Annotated in this window: 16 protein-coding genes; 14 read left to right on the plus strand and 2 right to left on the minus strand. The window is 34.6% G+C overall.

All coding sequences use genetic code 11. The features are described 5' to 3' along the window. The first annotated feature begins 3 nt into the window (after positions 1-3). The 7 genes from xseA (at position 4) to recN (ending at position 7382) form a co-directional block, all read left to right on the plus strand. Entirely contained in the window at positions 4-1344 is a 1341-nt protein-coding gene (gene xseA / locus CJ229_RS01750) for an exodeoxyribonuclease VII large subunit (protein WP_102167329.1), read from the plus strand. Beyond that, positions 1337-1546, plus strand: a complete 210-nt coding sequence (xseB, locus tag CJ229_RS01755; RefSeq protein WP_068128354.1) for an exodeoxyribonuclease VII small subunit — start codon at positions 1337-1339, stop codon at positions 1544-1546. Before xseA ends, xseB begins: the two co-directional genes overlap by 8 nt. After that, positions 1539-2414, plus strand: a complete 876-nt coding sequence (locus tag CJ229_RS01760; RefSeq protein ID WP_068128357.1) for a polyprenyl synthetase family protein — start codon at positions 1539-1541, stop codon at positions 2412-2414. Before xseB ends, CJ229_RS01760 begins: the two co-directional genes overlap by 8 nt. An 80-nt stretch (positions 2415-2494) precedes the next feature. Further along, the gene (dxs, locus tag CJ229_RS01765) at positions 2495-4372 is read left to right on the plus strand and encodes a 1-deoxy-D-xylulose-5-phosphate synthase (protein ID WP_102167328.1); all 1878 of its coding nucleotides are present in this window, start codon (positions 2495-2497) and stop codon (positions 4370-4372) included. Continuing rightward, positions 4365-5144 (plus strand): TlyA family RNA methyltransferase, encoded by a 780-nt coding sequence (locus CJ229_RS01770; RefSeq protein ID WP_068128361.1) that lies wholly within the window; start codon positions 4365-4367, stop codon positions 5142-5144. Before dxs ends, CJ229_RS01770 begins: the two co-directional genes overlap by 8 nt. Before the next feature lie 104 nt (positions 5145-5248). Then, the gene (gene ahrC, locus CJ229_RS01775) at positions 5249-5701 is read left to right on the plus strand and encodes a transcriptional regulator AhrC/ArgR (RefSeq protein ID WP_068128364.1); all 453 of its coding nucleotides are present in this window, start codon (positions 5249-5251) and stop codon (positions 5699-5701) included. Positions 5702-5714: 13 nt separating this feature from the next. Next, the gene (gene recN / locus CJ229_RS01780; protein WP_102167326.1) at positions 5715-7382 is read left to right on the plus strand and encodes a DNA repair protein RecN; all 1668 of its coding nucleotides are present in this window, start codon (positions 5715-5717) and stop codon (positions 7380-7382) included. 5 nt (positions 7383-7387) lie between these two features. Here the strand turns inward: recN and CJ229_RS01785 are convergent, their stop codons facing one another. Then, a complete protein-coding gene (locus CJ229_RS01785) occupies positions 7388-7630 on the minus strand; it encodes a DUF2627 domain-containing protein (RefSeq protein WP_040928330.1) in 243 nt (80 codons plus the stop codon). A 184-nt stretch (positions 7631-7814) separates the two neighbouring features. On the opposite strand from CJ229_RS01785, the gene lpdA reads away from it, so the two are divergent. From lpdA to CJ229_RS01815, 6 genes are all read left to right on the plus strand, one after another. Beyond that, the gene (gene lpdA / locus CJ229_RS01790) at positions 7815-9209 is read left to right on the plus strand and encodes a dihydrolipoyl dehydrogenase (protein ID WP_102167325.1); all 1395 of its coding nucleotides are present in this window, start codon (positions 7815-7817) and stop codon (positions 9207-9209) included. A gap of 12 nt (positions 9210-9221) precedes the next feature. After that, positions 9222-10211, plus strand: a complete 990-nt coding sequence (locus CJ229_RS01795) for a thiamine pyrophosphate-dependent dehydrogenase E1 component subunit alpha (protein ID WP_102167324.1) — start codon at positions 9222-9224, stop codon at positions 10209-10211. Beyond that, on the plus strand, positions 10211-11197 hold the full coding sequence (locus CJ229_RS01800; RefSeq protein WP_068128373.1) for an alpha-ketoacid dehydrogenase subunit beta: 987 nt from the start codon (positions 10211-10213) through the stop codon (positions 11195-11197). Before CJ229_RS01795 ends, CJ229_RS01800 begins: the two co-directional genes overlap by 1 nt. Positions 11198-11229: 32 nt before the next feature. Next, positions 11230-12411, plus strand: a complete 1182-nt coding sequence (locus CJ229_RS01805) for a dihydrolipoamide acetyltransferase family protein (protein ID WP_102167366.1) — start codon at positions 11230-11232, stop codon at positions 12409-12411. A 60-nt stretch (positions 12412-12471) separates the two neighbouring features. Then, on the plus strand, positions 12472-12909 hold the full coding sequence (locus CJ229_RS01810; RefSeq protein WP_040928324.1) for a BrxA/BrxB family bacilliredoxin: 438 nt from the start codon (positions 12472-12474) through the stop codon (positions 12907-12909). A gap of 209 nt (positions 12910-13118) precedes the next feature. Further along, positions 13119-14234 (plus strand): M20/M25/M40 family metallo-hydrolase, encoded by a 1116-nt coding sequence (locus CJ229_RS01815; protein ID WP_102167323.1) that lies wholly within the window; start codon positions 13119-13121, stop codon positions 14232-14234. Positions 14235-14259: 25 nt separating this feature from the next. Here CJ229_RS01815 and CJ229_RS01820 read toward each other — a convergent pair whose 3' ends face one another. Then, positions 14260-15105, minus strand: coding sequence for a helix-turn-helix transcriptional regulator (locus CJ229_RS01820; protein WP_068128376.1), 846 nt, complete (start codon positions 15103-15105; stop codon positions 14260-14262). 97 nt (positions 15106-15202) lie between these two features. Between CJ229_RS01820 and rnz the strand changes: the two genes are divergently transcribed. After that, a complete protein-coding gene (rnz, locus tag CJ229_RS01825; RefSeq protein WP_102167322.1) occupies positions 15203-16126 on the plus strand; it encodes a ribonuclease Z in 924 nt (307 codons plus the stop codon). Positions 16127-16133: the final 7 nt, after the last annotated feature.

Consider the following 16133-nt stretch of genomic DNA (forward strand, 5'->3'; position numbering starts at 1 on the left):
ATTATGACGAACGAGCAAGTGCTAACTGTGAGTGCTTTATCATCATATATTGAAGAAAAATTTGTTAGAGACCCGTACTTAGAACGGGTCTTTATTAAAGGTGAGATATCTAATAGTAAATTACATAGTTCAGGTATTTTATATTTCACTTTGAAAGATGAATCGACAACACTACGCGGTATTATGTTTAGTAATAGTGTGAAGCGACTAAAAAAAGTTCCGAGTGATGGGGACGGAGTCATCGTAGAAGGTAGGATATCTGTCTACAAACCCGGAGGATATTATCAAGTTATCGCAAACGATATTGTACTCGATGGTCAAGGACAGTTATATGAAAAGTTAGAACAAAATAAAAAGATGCTTCAAGCGCAGGGTTATTTTGATCCAGCACATAAAAAACAACTTCCTTATTTTCCAAAAACAATTATTTTAGTCACAAGTGCGACAAGTGCTGCATATGAAGACATGATACATGCTACTGAAAAGCGTTTCCCACTTACAAAAATAAAAGTCATTAATACGTTAATGCAAGGTGAAAAGAGTATCGATTCTGTCATTAACAACTTAGATTATGTAGATCAGTTACATGCTGATGTTGTTATTTTAGCGCGTGGTGGTGGTTCAATTGAAGACTTATGGACATTTAATGAGTTAGAAGTTGCCAAAAAAGTATTTAATATGAAAACACCAATTATCACTGCAATTGGACACGAAACAGATACGACACTCGTGGACTTTGTATCTGATAAAAGAGCGACAACACCAACGCAAGCAATGGAGCATGCTTTGCCTGATCAACGATATTTAAAAGAGAGAGTTATCGAATCACAATTAGTATTGAAAAAGAAAATACAAGATACACTTCTCAACAAACAATCAAAACTTGAAAGCCATAAAAGCTATTATAAATTTAGAATGCCAACACGGTTGTATGATCAACATTTACAACAACTCGTCTATAAAAAAGATCAATTAGAGTCGTTGTATAATAAAAAGTATAATGAAAGACACCATCAATTTAGTCATTTGAATTATAAAATCAATACGCTCAGTCCACGACATATTATTGAAAACGGACAAACACAAAATAAGCAATATCGACAGTCATTAACTAAATTAATGCAATATAAGATAGAACATTCTAAATTGCAAGTAAAAAACAAACTTGAAATTTTAGATAGTTTAAATCCACTAGAAATTCTAAAACGTGGATACTCATTTGTTAGTTTAGATGGACACGTCTTAAAGAGTACAAATGATGTGGATGTCGGAGATGTAATCCAAGTGAAATTAAGTGATGGTCGCTTAGAAACAAAAATTACTGAGGTGTATAAAGATGAGTGAATCAGTAAAGGAAACACAAAGCTTTGAAGAAAAAATGAAAACACTAGAGTCAATCATCGAACAATTAGATCGTGAAGATGTTCAATTAGAAGAGTCTTTAGATTTATATAAAAAAGGTATCGAACTTTCTAAACAGTGTGATGAGATATTAAAAAATGCGCAACTTGAAGTCGAAGCTTTAGAAGGTAATACAGATGATTAATAGCTATCAAAAATATTTAGACGATGTCGATAAACATATTAAACATCATTTAAGTTTAAATGATGTGTCTGATCGTATTAAAGAATCTTCGTTATATTCAATTTCCGCAGGTGGTAAAAAAATACGTCCACTCCTTCTCTTTAAAACGTTGAGAGCACTTAATCACGAATTAAGTAACGGGGTACCTATGGCTGCTGCTATAGAAATGGTCCATACGTATTCATTAATACATGATGATTTACCTGCGATGGATAATGATGATTATAGACGTGGAAAACTGACAAACCACAAAGTGTATGGTGAAGCAACTGCAATTCTAGCTGGTGATAACTTATTAACAGAAAGTATTCATCTATTAACTCTCGCGGATTATAGTAACGATGTTAAAGTTAAACTTATTGAAACTCTTACTTCTGCAGCAGGTCAAAATGGAATGATCAGTGGCCAGATGAACGATATTTTAAGCACAAATGCATCGATTGATTATGAAACGTTAGAACAAATTCATCGTCATAAAACTGGAAAACTAATGGTTGCACCAGTAATATCAGCAGCAATTATTGCAAACCAAAATGAAGATGTTATTGCGACATTACAGCGATTTGCGGAAGAACTAGGATTATTATTCCAAATTAAAGACGATCTTTTAGATGTACAAGGTACTAAAGAAGAAATCGGTAAAGAAGTCGGCACAGACGAAAAAAACAATACGACGACATATGTCTCTTTATTCGGTATTGAAGGTGCGACAGATCTTCTAAAGAAAAAAGAGAAAGAGACGACTGAATTATTATATCGATTAAAAGATGAAATTGATATTATTCATTTAGAAGATATCATTACCATTGTTGTAAATCGTACGAAATGATATTCATACATATGGATATCATTTCTATTTTTATAATCTTTTTTAAATGATATAATTAGAAAAAGATAGGTGGGTGCTATATGAAACTTGAAGAAATAGAAAATCCATCATTTTTAAAAGATAAAAGTGATGAAGAGCTTGAACAATTAGCACAACAAATTCGAGACTTTTTAATAGAATCATGTGCAGTAACAGGTGGGCATATCGGTGCTAACTTAGGTGTCGTCGAGCTCACTTTATCATTACATCGTTTTTATAATTCACCAGAAGACAAACTTTTATTTGACGTTGGTCATCAAGCGTATATCCATAAAATATTAACTGGAAGAACGACAGATTTTAAAACGCTACGTCAATATAAAGGTCTGTCCGGATTTCCTAAAATGTCGGAATCAGAGCATGATGTATGGGAAGCAGGCCATTCATCTACTTCGCTTTCAGCTGCATTAGGTATGGCGAAAGCACGAGATATCAGAAATGAGAAATATGATGTCGTTCCGATTATCGGTGACGGTGCATTAACAGGTGGAATGGCCCTAGAGGCGTTAAACCATATCGGATCTGAAAAAACGAAAATGACGATTATTTTAAATGATAATGAAATGAGTATCGCACCAAACGTCGGTGCAATACACAATATGTTTGGACGTATTCGAACGAATTCAAGCTATAACAAATTTAAATATGATGCTGAAGAATTACTCGAAAGAATTCCGTCATTTGGACCGTCTTTAAGAGATTTAGCTGATAAAGTTAAAGACAGTTTAAAATATTTAGTCGTAGACGGTGTATTTTTCGAAGAACTCGGTATTAAATATATCGGTCCAGTAGATGGACACAATTTTAAAGACATTACTAAAGCTTTAGAATCAACAAAAAATTATGACGGACCAGCAATTATTCATGTCATCACAAAAAAAGGTAAAGGGTATTACCACGCTGAAAATGATGAGGTAGGTACTTGGCATGGACTCGGACCTTATAAAATTGAAACTGGTGAAACAATTGGTGGCAGTGGTACACAGTCGTGGAGTGAATTCGTATCGAATTCAGTTTTTGACCATGCATTAGAAGATGAACGTATCGTCGCGTTAACACCAGCAATGCCGGTAGGTTCGAAATTAACTAAGTTCCAAAACGAGCTACCAGAAAGATTTTTTGATGTTGGAATCGCGGAACAACATGCCGTCACGATGTCTGCTGGACTCGCAGCTTCAGGTATGAAACCATATCTTGCTATTTATTCGACATTTTTACAACGCGGATATGACCAAGTGTTACATGACGTAGATCGTCCAAACTTAAATGTATTTTTTGGAATTGATCGTAGTGGGTTAGTCGGTGCTGATGGTGAAACACATCACGGCATATTTGATGTGAGTTTCTTACTACCACTTCCTAACATGACGATTATGATGCCTCGAGACGAAGTTGAAGCGAAATTAATGATTGACTACGCTGTCGAATACGATGGTCCAATTGCATTACGTTATCCTAGAGGAAATGTTAAAGGTATTGAAGTCACTGAACGTCAGCCAATTGAAAAAGGCAAATGGGAAGTCGTCCATAAAGAAGACAAGAAGCACGTTGTAATCATCAGTTACGGTCCAACGTTAGATATTGCTGAAGAGGCAAAAGACATGCTATCTGAAACGAATATTAATGTTGAAATCGTAAATGCGCGCTTTATAAAACCGGTAGATGAAGAAATGTTACATGAATATGGTAAGGAAAATGTACCGATGTTAATTGTCGAAGAAGTCATCGAAGCCGGTGGTCTTGGCCAATTTATTCAAGGGTTTATGTCCCAACATGACTTTACAAATGATGTTAAAACAATCGCTATACCTGACTTATATATTGAACAAGGTGACGTTGAACAGTTACTTATAGAAGCAGGAATTACTTCTGAAAATATTGTAAATACAATACAAAAAATGGTAAAACATAATGGCTAAGATCCGTGCAGATCAATATATATTTGAACATTTTAGTCTTGGCACAATTGAAGACGTCAGACGTCTAATTATGGCAGGAAAAGTGTTAAATAATAATGAACCAGTGTATAAACCATCTGATATTATCGATACGAAGAAGGTTGATATTCGCTTTAAAAAAGTGAAAACTTACGTTTCAAGAGGCGGTATCAAATTAAAAGCTGCGATTAATGAATTTAATTTAAACTTAGAAAATTGTATCGTTCTTGATATTGGAAGTTCAACAGGTGGTTTTACAGATTGTAGTTTACAGCATGGTGCAGAGTCTGTTTACGCAGTTGATGTCGGTACAAACCAACTCGACTATAAACTTAGAACAGATTCACGTGTCACAGTGATGGAGCAAACGAATTTTAAGCATACGGCAATTGATGATTTTAAAAATTTACCAAACGTCATGACGATTGATGTGAGTTTTACTTCTATCGTCCCGATTATTAGACACATCACTGAACTTTTCAATCACGAATACACAGTCATTGCATTAATTAAACCACAATTTGAAAGCTATTTAGAAGAAAAAGAGGATACACTGATTATTCAAAGCGACGTGACGAAGAGAAACGTAATAGAGCGCGTTGTTGAAGTATGTACTTCTCTTGGATTATCAACGTATGATATTATTCGTTCACCAATTACTGGTACAAAAGGTAACGAAGAATTTTTACTTCACATAAAAAATGATGGGGAAAATTCAGTGATCGAACAACAAAAAATCGACCAATTATTTTAAACTATCCGTTTTCGGATAGTTTTTCTTTTCTTTTAGTTTGTTATACTACACGAAAACATGATATTATTGAATAAATATTAATGATATACATTGAGGTGACAATTATGTCTAGTAAAGTAGTAAGGCAAATTAAAATTAGAGAAATTATTACGAGTAACGACATTGAAACGCAAGAAGAACTTGTCCAAAAATTACGCGAAAATAATTTCGATGTAACTCAAGCAACGGTGTCACGTGATATTAAAGAATTACAATTATTTAAAGTTCCAAAAGCTGATGGTACGTATATTTACAGCATGCCTGAAGATAGACGTTATCATACTCTTGAAAAACTCGGTCGCTATTTAATGGATAGCTTTGTAAAGCTAGATTATCAAGACAGTTTAATAGTATTAAAAACGTTACCTGGTAACGCACAGTCAATCGGAGCGATTATTGATCAACTCGAATGGGAAGAAATTATCGGTACAATTTGTGGAGATGATACGTGTCTTATAATCTGTAGAGGAGAAGAAGCAAGAGATAGCGTTAAAGAGAAAATTTTTAATCTGATTTAAGGAGCTGAGCACTATTTTACTCCGTCTAAATATCAATAACTTTGCGGTACTAGAAAATGTAGAGCTTGATTTTTACAACCATTTAACGATTATTTCTGGTGAATCCGGAGCCGGTAAGTCGATGTTAATTGATGCGTTGTCATACTTAGCGGGTAAGCGTGCTTCAATGGATGACATTCGTTATGATACGAGTGGGCTCGTATTAGAAGGTGTGTTTGATTTTCCAAATACCGCTACACTAAACGCCTTACTTGAACAATATAACATCCCAGTTGATGAAGTTTTTATCGTTAAAAGAGAGATAATGCATAACAAAAAAAGTATCGTTAAAATCAATAACCAAATGATTACTCTTGGCCAACTTCAAGAAATTATGCAAGAAGTATTTACTATTCATACGCAACACAAAAACGATGAATTATTAGAAACAAGCCGTCAAATCGATTATCTCGATCGATATATTGAACTCTATGATGAAGAAGATTTTAAACAGTATCAGCAGTTATTTTATCAATATGACTCTATACAAAAACGTATCGCAGAACTCGAATATAAAGATCGCAATCGATTAGAACAACTAGAACTATTAGAACACCAATATAATGAACTTCAATTAATGAATTTCACGACAGAAACTGAAGAAGATGATTTAGAAAAAGAACTCGAATACTTAATGAATTTTGAAAACGTCAATGAGAAGTTCGAACAAATTAAATCGATTTTAGACGGTGAAATTAGTGTTCAGTCTCTTTTATATGACGTCGTGCATCAACTTGAGGGGATTACACCATTTGATGAAAAGTATTCTATATATACTGAAAAACTCGAAGAGAGTTATCATTTATTAACTGAGCTAAATAGTCAAGTTACGAATGATTTGAGTACGCTTGAATACGATGAAGCGCGTTTAAACGAAATCCAAGACCGTTTAAATAGTATTAATCAGTTAAAACGTAAATTTAATGAGACATTTGAAGGTTTATTACGTTTAGAGCGTAAACTAGAGACGGATATTAATGATTTAAAAAACTTTAGTCAATCATATGAAGAATTAATCAATGAAAAAGAAAAAGTGTTTAAACAATTAAATGTATATGCTAAAAAGCTACATGACATTCGTCTTGACCGTAAAGACTTTTTAGAATCTGCGATTGTGAAAGAACTAGAAGACCTCGATATGAAAGATGTTCAGTTTAAAATCGATGTAAAGGAAACTCAATTTAACACACTCGGATTTTCTAACGTTGAATTTTTCATTACGACAAATAAAGGTGAACCGTTGAAACCATTAAACAAAGTGGCTTCAGGGGGAGAAGTTTCACGTATTAATTTAGGGCTCAGATCAATCTTTTCAATGTTTGAAAATCAAGCCCTCGTAATTTTAGATGAAATCGATTCAGGAGTCAGTGGTAAAGTAGCGACTAAAATGGCAGAAAAAATGAAACTACTCGCAAAGACGAGACAAGTATTTGCGATATCTCATTTACCTCAAGCAGCAGCGGTGGCAGACCATCATTTACACGTGTATAAAACAGTTGTTAATGATCGTACTGTTTCGAAAGCTGAATATTTAGATGAAAATGAACATATTGAAGAGATTGCACGTATGTTAAGTGGGTCTACGATTAATGATGCAGCAATTAAAAACGCGAAAGAATTAATAAAGACGAGTAAACAGTAATTTGTTTACTCGTCTTTTGCTTTAAATCGCTCTTGAACTCGTTTATTTTTTCGCTCTCTATGAAGGACGTATCCTGCAACGAACCAAACTCCGAACACTAAGAGTACTAACCCTACAATAAATTGAAGGACAAGAGAACTAAATGGATCAATTGTGATACCGAATATACTGTCGCGAATTAATTTTACGCCATATCCTGCAATAAAGACAGGAATCACTAATATTAATAGTGCAATTATTTTTTTCATGTAATCAAACACCTTACTCAACATAATTATATAGTCTGTTAATGAAATCATCGTTTGTTAATGTATAATAGGAGATAATACATTTGTTTCATCGTATTTATTCTAGTCTATATAGAAAATGCGAGCAAGTAGTATATTTTTTTACAACTTTCACTGGTCTGACCAGTAACTTATGGAGGGTTTTATGGAAAAATCATATGACATCGCGATAATCGGTGGAGGTACAGGCGGCTATGTAGCTGCGATACGTGCAAGACAACTCGGCTTTACTGTCGCACTCATTGAAAAAGATAAACTCGGTGGCACGTGCTTACATAACGGTTGTATACCAACGAAAAGTTTGCTGAACACTTCAAATTTAATAAAAACTGCCAATCAGTTATCTGAATTCGGAATTTCTGAAGTATTGAATTTTAATTATGAAAAAATCATTGATAAAAAGAATAAAACTGTAGACACGTTATATAACGGTGTGTCATCACTCATGAAAAAACATCAAATTGACGTTTACTATGGTCATGGGAGGATATTAGGGCCGTCAATTTTCTCACCGATGGCAGGCACAATCGCTGTAGAAACTGAAAACGATTCTATTATTATTAAAAATGATTATGTCATTATAGCGACTGGGTCTAAACCGATCGAACTTGACTTTTTACCATTTGATGGGGAATTTGTATTGTCGAGTAAAGAATTTTTATCTCAAAAAAAATTACCTAAATCTGTAGGTATTATCGGCGGTGGAGTCATTGGATTAGAACTTGCATCTATATTATCTAATTTAAATGTCGACGTGACGATAATTGAAGGTAGTCAAAATATAATTCCTAATGAAGATAAAGACGTTATTCGTACGCTTAAAAAACATTTAGAACAGAGTAATGTAAAAATCACAACTGACTTTAAAATTAGTAATCAGAGCGTTACAGTTGATAACGGTGTTTCTATAAAGTATAACGACGAAACATTGAATTTCGAGCAAGTAATTGTTGCGATTGGGCGTAAAGCCAATATCGATGATATTGGCTTAAACAACACGAAAGCAAAATTCAATACTTATATTGAAACGAATGAATTTTACCAAACAGCAGACAGCCATATATATGCGATTGGAGATGTATTAAATACATATCAACTCGCACATGTTGCTTCAAAAGAAGGCATAATAGCGGTTGAGCATATTAAAGGTTTAAATCCAATCACACTAAATTATGACACTGTACCGAGATGTATATATACGAATTTAGAAGTTGGGGTAGTCGGTCCTACAGAAGAACAGTTAAAAGAAAAAGGTATCGAATATAATGTGAGCGTATTACCACTTCAAGCAGTTGGTAAGGCGATTATTGAAAATGGCGGAGAAGGTTTTGTTAAGTTAATTACTGATAAAGATAATATGTTATTAGGCGCATCGATTGTTGGACCAAATGCGACTGAAATTATTAACGAATTATCGCTTGCATCGTTTTTAAATAGTTCGGTAGAAGAACTATATAATTCAGTACATGCGCATCCGTCAATAAGTGAAGGAATTATGGAATCTGCATTACTTATTGACGAAAGAGGGATTCATTTTTAAGGAGAGATTCGAATGATAGATTATAAAACATTAGATTTAACAGAAGACGACTTAAAAGAAATGTATCGTTTAATGTTAACGACACGAAAAATTGATGAACGTATGATGTTATTAAACCGTGCGGGAAAAATTCCATTTGTCGTATCGTGTCAAGGTAAAGAAGCGGCACAAGTCGGTGCAGCTTATGCTTTAAAGAAAAAAATTGACTATTTAAACCCATATTATAGAGATTTAGGAATGGTAACAACACTTGGTACAACACCCTTAGAAAGTATGCTTGCAGCATTTGCGAAGCGAGATGATACGTCAAGTGGAGGGAGACAAATGCCCGGTCACTTTAGCGATTACGAGTTAAATATTGTGACTCAAGGATCAACTGTAACAACTCAAGTACTTCACGCAGCAGGTATTGCGTATGCATTAAAAATGGATGGTAAAGAAGCTGTATCATTTACTTCACTCGGTGAAGGTTCTACGTCTCAAGGCGATTTTCATGAAGCGCTAAACTTTGCGAGTGTTCATCAATTACCGTATATATGCTTTATTGAAAATAATGGTTACGCGATTAGTGTCCCAAAATCACTTCAATACAATATTGATGACTTATCAGAGCGAAAACATGCATATGGAATACACGGAGAACAAATTAACGGCAATGATCCACTTGAAGTATTTCAATCTGTAAAAGCTGCTCGAACACGTGCTATCAACGGGGAAGGTCCTACGATAATCGATGCGCTAGTTTCGAGAATTGGGGCACACTCTTCAGATGACGATGATTCTTATAGAGATAAAGCACATGTACAAACATTAAAAGACACGGACTGCTTAATCACGTTTAAAGATTATATATTAAAAAATACAACGATAGAAGAAGAGTGGTTCGAAGCAATCGATGAAGAAGTTAAAAATATTATTAACGACGCGACAAAAGAAGCAGAACATGCACCATATGCAGAACCTTCTTATGCGTTAAAACACGTGTATGAGGAGGAATTATAATGACAAAAACGATGACATTGTTAGAAGCAATCCATGACGGATTAGACTATGAGATGGGAAAAGATGAGAATGTATTCGTTCTAGGAGAAGATGTCGGTCAAAAAGGTGGCGTGTTTAAAGTAACGGCTGGACTCCAAGAGAAGTACGGAAAAATGCGAGTGCTCGACACGCCACTCGCAGAATCATTAATTGTCGGTACAGCAATTGGCGCGTCACTCGCAGGGAAACGACCAGTTGCTGAAATACAGTTTGCAGAGTATATATTACCTGCGACAAACCAAATTATGAGTGAAGCAGCTAAAATTAGATATCGTTCTAATAATGGATGGCATTGTCCAATTGTAATTCGTGCACCATTTGGTGGAGGGATACACGGGGCACTTTATCATTCACAATCGATTGAAAGTGTATTTAGTTCCACACCCGGTTTAAAGGTTGTTATACCTTCTACACCAAGTGATGCAAAAGGATTACTTATTTCTGCAATACGCGATAACGATCCTGTTTTATTTTTCGAGCATAAAAAAGCATATCGTTTACTTAAAGAAGACGTACCGACAGGTGAACATGTTGTACCTATTGGTAAGGCAGATATTAAACGTGAAGGTAAAGATATCACGGTAATAACTTACGGGTTATGTGTTCATATGGCCATTGAAGCGGCTGAACGATTAGAGAATGATGGATACAGTGCTAAAGTTGTTGATTTAAGAACAATTTACCCGCTCGATCAAGAGACGATTATAGAATCTGTTAAAGACACAAGTAAAGTATTACTCGTCACTGAAGATAATTTAGAAGGTAGTGTAATGAGTGAGGTATCTGCGATTATATCTGAACATGCATTTTACGATTTAGACGCACCAGTTATGAGACTTGCCGCACCTAACGTACCAGCGATGCCATATGCACCACCAATGGAAGACTATTTTATGGTGAATCCAGATAAAATCTATGAAAAGATGAAAGAACTTGCAGAACATTAAAAGAGGTGAAACGATTGATAGAAGTCATTAAAATGCCAAAACTCGGAGAAAGTGTGCATGAAGGAACAGTAGAAGCGTGGCTTGTTGAGCCTGGTAGTAAAGTAAATGAATATGATCCGTTATGTGAAATTTTAACCGATAAAGTAACAGCTGAAGTCCCTTCTAGTTTTGAAGGAGTGATAGAAAAAATACTCGTAGATGTTGGTGAAACAATAGAAGTCGGAACACCAATTTGTGAAATTAAGGTATCTAACAAAGTTCATGAAAAAGAACCAGAACAAAAATCTCAACCACAAACTAATAAAAAAGATAATAATAGTACAGACACACAAAAAGAGATTAAAAGAATATCACCTGTCGTGATGAGATTAGCATCAGAACATAACGTTAATTTAGATGATGTTGAAGGTACAGGACAATTTGGACGTGTTACAAAAAAGGATATTTTATCGTATATCGATAATCCTGTGAAAAATGAAGCACCAAAAACAGATAAATCATCAATCGGTATTAAAACTACTAGTGACACTTCTAGACTAGAATTAACCGGTGTTAAAAAAGCAATCGCAAATAATATGGTGAAATCTAAAACTGAAATTCCACATGCTTGGATGATGATAGAAGTAGATGCAACAGAGCTCGTTCATTTAAGAAATAAATATAAAGATGCATTTAAATCTGAAGGTATTAAATTAACTTATTTTGCATTCTTTATAGAAGCAGTAGCAAAAGCCCTAAATACAAATAAAATACTCAATAGCAGTTGGCAAGGGGATTCTATTCAAATCCACGATTCAATCAATTTAAATATCGCAGTATCCGCTGATGACGACTTATACGTTCCGGTCATTCATAATGCAGATATGTTGTCGATTCGAGGAATCGCAAAAAAACTTGCACAACTTGCTGAAAAAGGCAGAACACATGCGCTAACTTCGGAAGATATGCACGGTGGGACATTTACAATTAATAACACGGGCGCATTTGGTTCTATTCAGTCACAAGGCGTCATTAACCACCCACAAGCTGCTATATTACAAGTTGAATCTATCGTTAAAAAACCTGTTTTTATCGATGAAATGCTCGCAGCAAGATATATGGTAAACCTTTGTTTATCTATCGATCATAGAGTACTGAACGGTGTAGATGCAGGTAAATTTTTACAAGATGTTAAGAAAAATATTGAGTCTATTGATAGTGAAACAACGCTTTAATCTTTACAAATAAAATATTTAACATTACACTTTAATTATTACAGTAAAGAGGTGCTATCTATGGATTTAGATTTTAAAATATATATGGAAGATTTAGTGGAAAATGCGAGAAAAGAACTCACAGATGTTGGGTACGAACAACTTTTGACGCCAGAAGAAGTTAATGAAGCGTTAGACAAAGAAGGTACTGCACTTGTGATGATTAACTCAGTATGTGGATGTGCAGGTGGTATCGCACGTCCAGCAGCGATTCACTCACTAAACTTCGACAAAAAACCAACACATTTATATACAGTTTTTGCCGGACAAGAAAAAGATGCAACTGAAGCAGTTCGTGAACGTACACCAGACTTTTTACCGTCATCTCCAAGTTTTGCGTTTTTCAAAGACGGAAAAGTGGTAGATATGATAGAGAGACATGAAATTGAAGGTCACGATGTCATGAGTGTCATTACAGATCTGCAAGCATGGTTTATGGAACACGGCGATGACATTTAAAAAAGTGGTCCATTGATGGACCACTTTTTCTTATAGTGCTGTGAGATAGCTTAATCCCATTAATAAACCTGAAACAACGATTAAGATAATCATTGCCCAAATGATAATGTTTTGTGCTTTTTTCGGCATATTGTGAACCCTCATTTTCTCAAATTATATAATTTTATATTACTTGTTCAAGTAATAATTTTCAACTAGGAGTGTAATTAATGAAGAAAGAAAGAGTAGTAGAACTATTAAAAGAACTCGTAATGATCGATTCAGAATCTGGTGATGAAAGAGAGATAGCTAATCGTTTATTTAAAGAGTTCGATCAACTTGAATTAAAAGGTTTTGAAGATGATACACAATCTGAAACAGGTTACGGTGCAGGGAACTTATTCTTTACACTAGAAGGAAATAAAGAAATAGAGCCGATTTGTTTTATGGTTCATATGGACACTGTTAAGCCAGGTAACGGAGTTAAACCCGAAGTTCGCGATGGATATATGTATTCTGATGGAACGACAATTCTCGGTTCGGATGATAAAGCAGGGATCGCTGCAGTAATTGAAGCAATTCGATCAATTAAAGAAAATAATATCCCACATGGTGATATTGAAGTTATCGTAACAGTTGGTGAAGAAACAGGTCTTGTCGGTGCAAAAGCTTTTGACACTTCAGTTGTTAAAAGTAAAATAGGATACGCAGTAGACGGTACAGGTCAAGTGGGTACAATTGTAAACCGTGCACCTGCACAAAATAAAATTGAAGCACACATTCATGGTAAAAAAGCTCACGCGGGAATCGAACCAGAAGTCGGTGTATCTGCAATTAATATCGCAGCGCTAGCGATAAGTAATATGACACTTGGTCGCGTCGATGAAATGACGACATCAAACGTTGGTATTATTAAAGGTGGGGAAGCGACGAACATCGTATCAGACTATGCATATGTGTTACTTGAAGCAAGAAGTTTAGAAGAGGATCGTCTTGCAAAACAAACAGCACATATTGAATCTGAATTTAAAAAAGCAGCGCATAAACTCGGTGGAGAAGTCGATGTTGACATTGACTTAATGTATCCAGCACTGCATTCAGAGGAAGAATCAGAAGCTGTAAAACTCGCAAGCGATGCTTCCGTAAAAATTGGTCGTGAACCCAATATTATTTCTTTAGGTGGAGGCAGTGACGGTAACATCTTTGCAGGCCAAGGAATCGACACAGTCATTTTAGGCTTAGGATATGAAGAGATTCATACGACATCAGAAAGAATGCCACTCGAAGAATTATATAAAATCACAGAACTTATTATTAAAATGGTTGAGTTACAAGCAACTAAATAATAACAGGCGACATATGTCGCCTTTTTTAATCAATTATGGACTGCCATACTTGTACAATGACTGAATCGTCAATCGAGTGTGTAAGTCCTTTTATTAATTCTATTGAAAATGTTAAGTCTAGCTCAACGTGCTCTTTTACGAGCCATCTTCTAAATATATACTCGTAAAGTTTTTTTGTTTCGACGTCTAATTGACCGTCCGACTCAAAAATTTGATATAAACCACTAGGTGTATACGTCGTTGTAAAAGGTGTATTCATATCTGATGCTGTGCCGACGAATACTTGAATTTCTCCGTAACTATATCGTTCCATTACGAATAACCCTTTAATTGGTCCGTTATTATGCTTTAATATTTCGCTAATAATACCGCTATTTAGTAAGTAGTTTAAGTATCGAGTTTTCTTTTTCTCATTATAACTATTCATATTGAAAAATTCTTCGACACCAATTAATCGATACCCATCAAGTGAACGTGTTTCAGAAAAAGGTTCACGTTTTGTCGTAGGGTTTATTTCAAATGAAATACGGTATTGTAGAGGCATTTCTTCGATAAATTTATCAGTATCATACACGCTTATACCAAAGAATTTTTGATAATCATCTTTAAACTGCGCTAAATCTTTATGGTTATAGTATTTTATAATATCTGTTAAACGTCGATGACCATCATAAACTTCTAAAGCAATTTCAGTTAATTGACGGCGTTTTTGATAGTCTGCTGGAGACATCCCAACGAGAGCAGTAAATAGCGTTAAAAAACTTTTCGATTCAACATCCATTTCCATTAACACTTCATCGAAATCTATGTCTTCACGTAAATGATCTTCTATGAATACAATAAACTGTTCTATAAATTGAATAGAGTCCATAATGTCACCTTACTTTCCTTTATATATTATTCCACGAAGGGGTCTAAAAGACAAGATGACTATGATATAATTAGATTACTTTTATATGGAGGTTACTATGTATATTAATATATTAGGTTCTGCGGCAGGCTTACCTTCAAAAAAACGACATACTCAAGCGATAATTTTAGATATGGTTGATGAGCTCAACGAATATTTTTTAATTGATGTTGGAGAAGCATTTCAACATCGTTTACTAAATACGTCTATTAAACCATCTAAAATTAACCATATATTTATTACGCATTTACATGGTGACCACATTTACGGTTTACCAGGTTTTTTATCGAGCCGTGCGCATCAAGGTGGAGAAGGTAAACCACTAAAAATTTACGGACCAAAAGGACTTTCTGAATGGTTAACAACGACGTTTCAAGTAAGTGAGACAATATTGAATTATCCAGTTGAAATAGTGGAAATTGAAGATGGATCTTTTATCTCGATTAAAGATGTTACTATAGAGGTAAAAACACTTGATCATAATATAGAAAGTTTTTTATATGTATTTAAAGAAAATGATCAAAAAGGTGCGTTAAACGTTCTAAAGTTAAAAGAAATTGGTATACGTCCTGGCCCAATTTATAGTGAAATAAAAAATAGTGATACGTTTGTACATGATGGTGTTATTTATGATACGAACGACTTTTTAGGGCCTGTAATAAAAGGGAGAAAAGTATGTATTCATGGAGATACACGACCGCTTCAAAGTGAAGTATATTTCGATTTACTAAAAGACGCGGACTGCGTTGTTCATGAAGCGACATTTTTAGATCATGAATACGAAAAGGCGTATAGTTACTATCATTCTGAAATACATGACGTGTTAAGTATTCAAAAAGATTTACGTGTGAAACACTATATATTCACACATATTAGTAATCGATATGAGGAGGAATTTATTTCGAACTTTATTAAAACGTTACCTTCAAATGTGTCGGTTGCACACGATTATTTTAAATATGAAATTGCTAGAAAAAAATAAGTCAGCC

It is taken from the genome of Nosocomiicoccus massiliensis (genome assembly GCF_002871345.2).
Taxonomy (GTDB): domain Bacteria; phylum Bacillota; class Bacilli; order Staphylococcales; family Salinicoccaceae; genus Nosocomiicoccus; species Nosocomiicoccus ampullae_A.

Excerpts from the sequence above, each read along its gene's own strand:
- CJ229_RS01795 (WP_102167324.1), top strand. The coding sequence starts at position 9,222 with ATGATAGATTATAAAACATTAGATTTAACAGAAGACGACTTAAAAGAA.
- CJ229_RS01760 (WP_068128357.1), top strand. The coding sequence starts at position 1,539 with ATGATTAATAGCTATCAAAAATATTTAGACGATGTCGATAAACATATT.
- CJ229_RS01810 (WP_040928324.1), top strand. The coding sequence starts at position 12,472 with ATGGATTTAGATTTTAAAATATATATGGAAGATTTAGTGGAAAATGCG.
- dxs (WP_102167328.1), top strand. The coding sequence starts at position 2,495 with ATGAAACTTGAAGAAATAGAAAATCCATCATTTTTAAAAGATAAAAGT.
- CJ229_RS01820 (WP_068128376.1), bottom strand. The coding sequence starts at position 15,105 with ATGGACTCTATTCAATTTATAGAACAGTTTATTGTATTCATAGAAGAT.
- CJ229_RS01800 (WP_068128373.1), top strand. The coding sequence starts at position 10,211 with ATGACAAAAACGATGACATTGTTAGAAGCAATCCATGACGGATTAGAC.
- xseB (WP_068128354.1), top strand. The coding sequence starts at position 1,337 with ATGAGTGAATCAGTAAAGGAAACACAAAGCTTTGAAGAAAAAATGAAA.
- CJ229_RS01815 (WP_102167323.1), top strand. The coding sequence starts at position 13,119 with ATGAAGAAAGAAAGAGTAGTAGAACTATTAAAAGAACTCGTAATGATC.
- xseA (WP_102167329.1), top strand. The coding sequence starts at position 4 with ATGACGAACGAGCAAGTGCTAACTGTGAGTGCTTTATCATCATATATT.
- CJ229_RS01805 (WP_102167366.1), top strand. The coding sequence starts at position 11,230 with ATGCCAAAACTCGGAGAAAGTGTGCATGAAGGAACAGTAGAAGCGTGG.
- CJ229_RS01785 (WP_040928330.1), bottom strand. The coding sequence starts at position 7,630 with ATGAAAAAAATAATTGCACTATTAATATTAGTGATTCCTGTCTTTATT.
- rnz (WP_102167322.1), top strand. The coding sequence starts at position 15,203 with ATGTATATTAATATATTAGGTTCTGCGGCAGGCTTACCTTCAAAAAAA.
- CJ229_RS01770 (WP_068128361.1), top strand. The coding sequence starts at position 4,365 with ATGGCTAAGATCCGTGCAGATCAATATATATTTGAACATTTTAGTCTT.
- lpdA (WP_102167325.1), top strand. The coding sequence starts at position 7,815 with ATGGAAAAATCATATGACATCGCGATAATCGGTGGAGGTACAGGCGGC.
- ahrC (WP_068128364.1), top strand. The coding sequence starts at position 5,249 with ATGTCTAGTAAAGTAGTAAGGCAAATTAAAATTAGAGAAATTATTACG.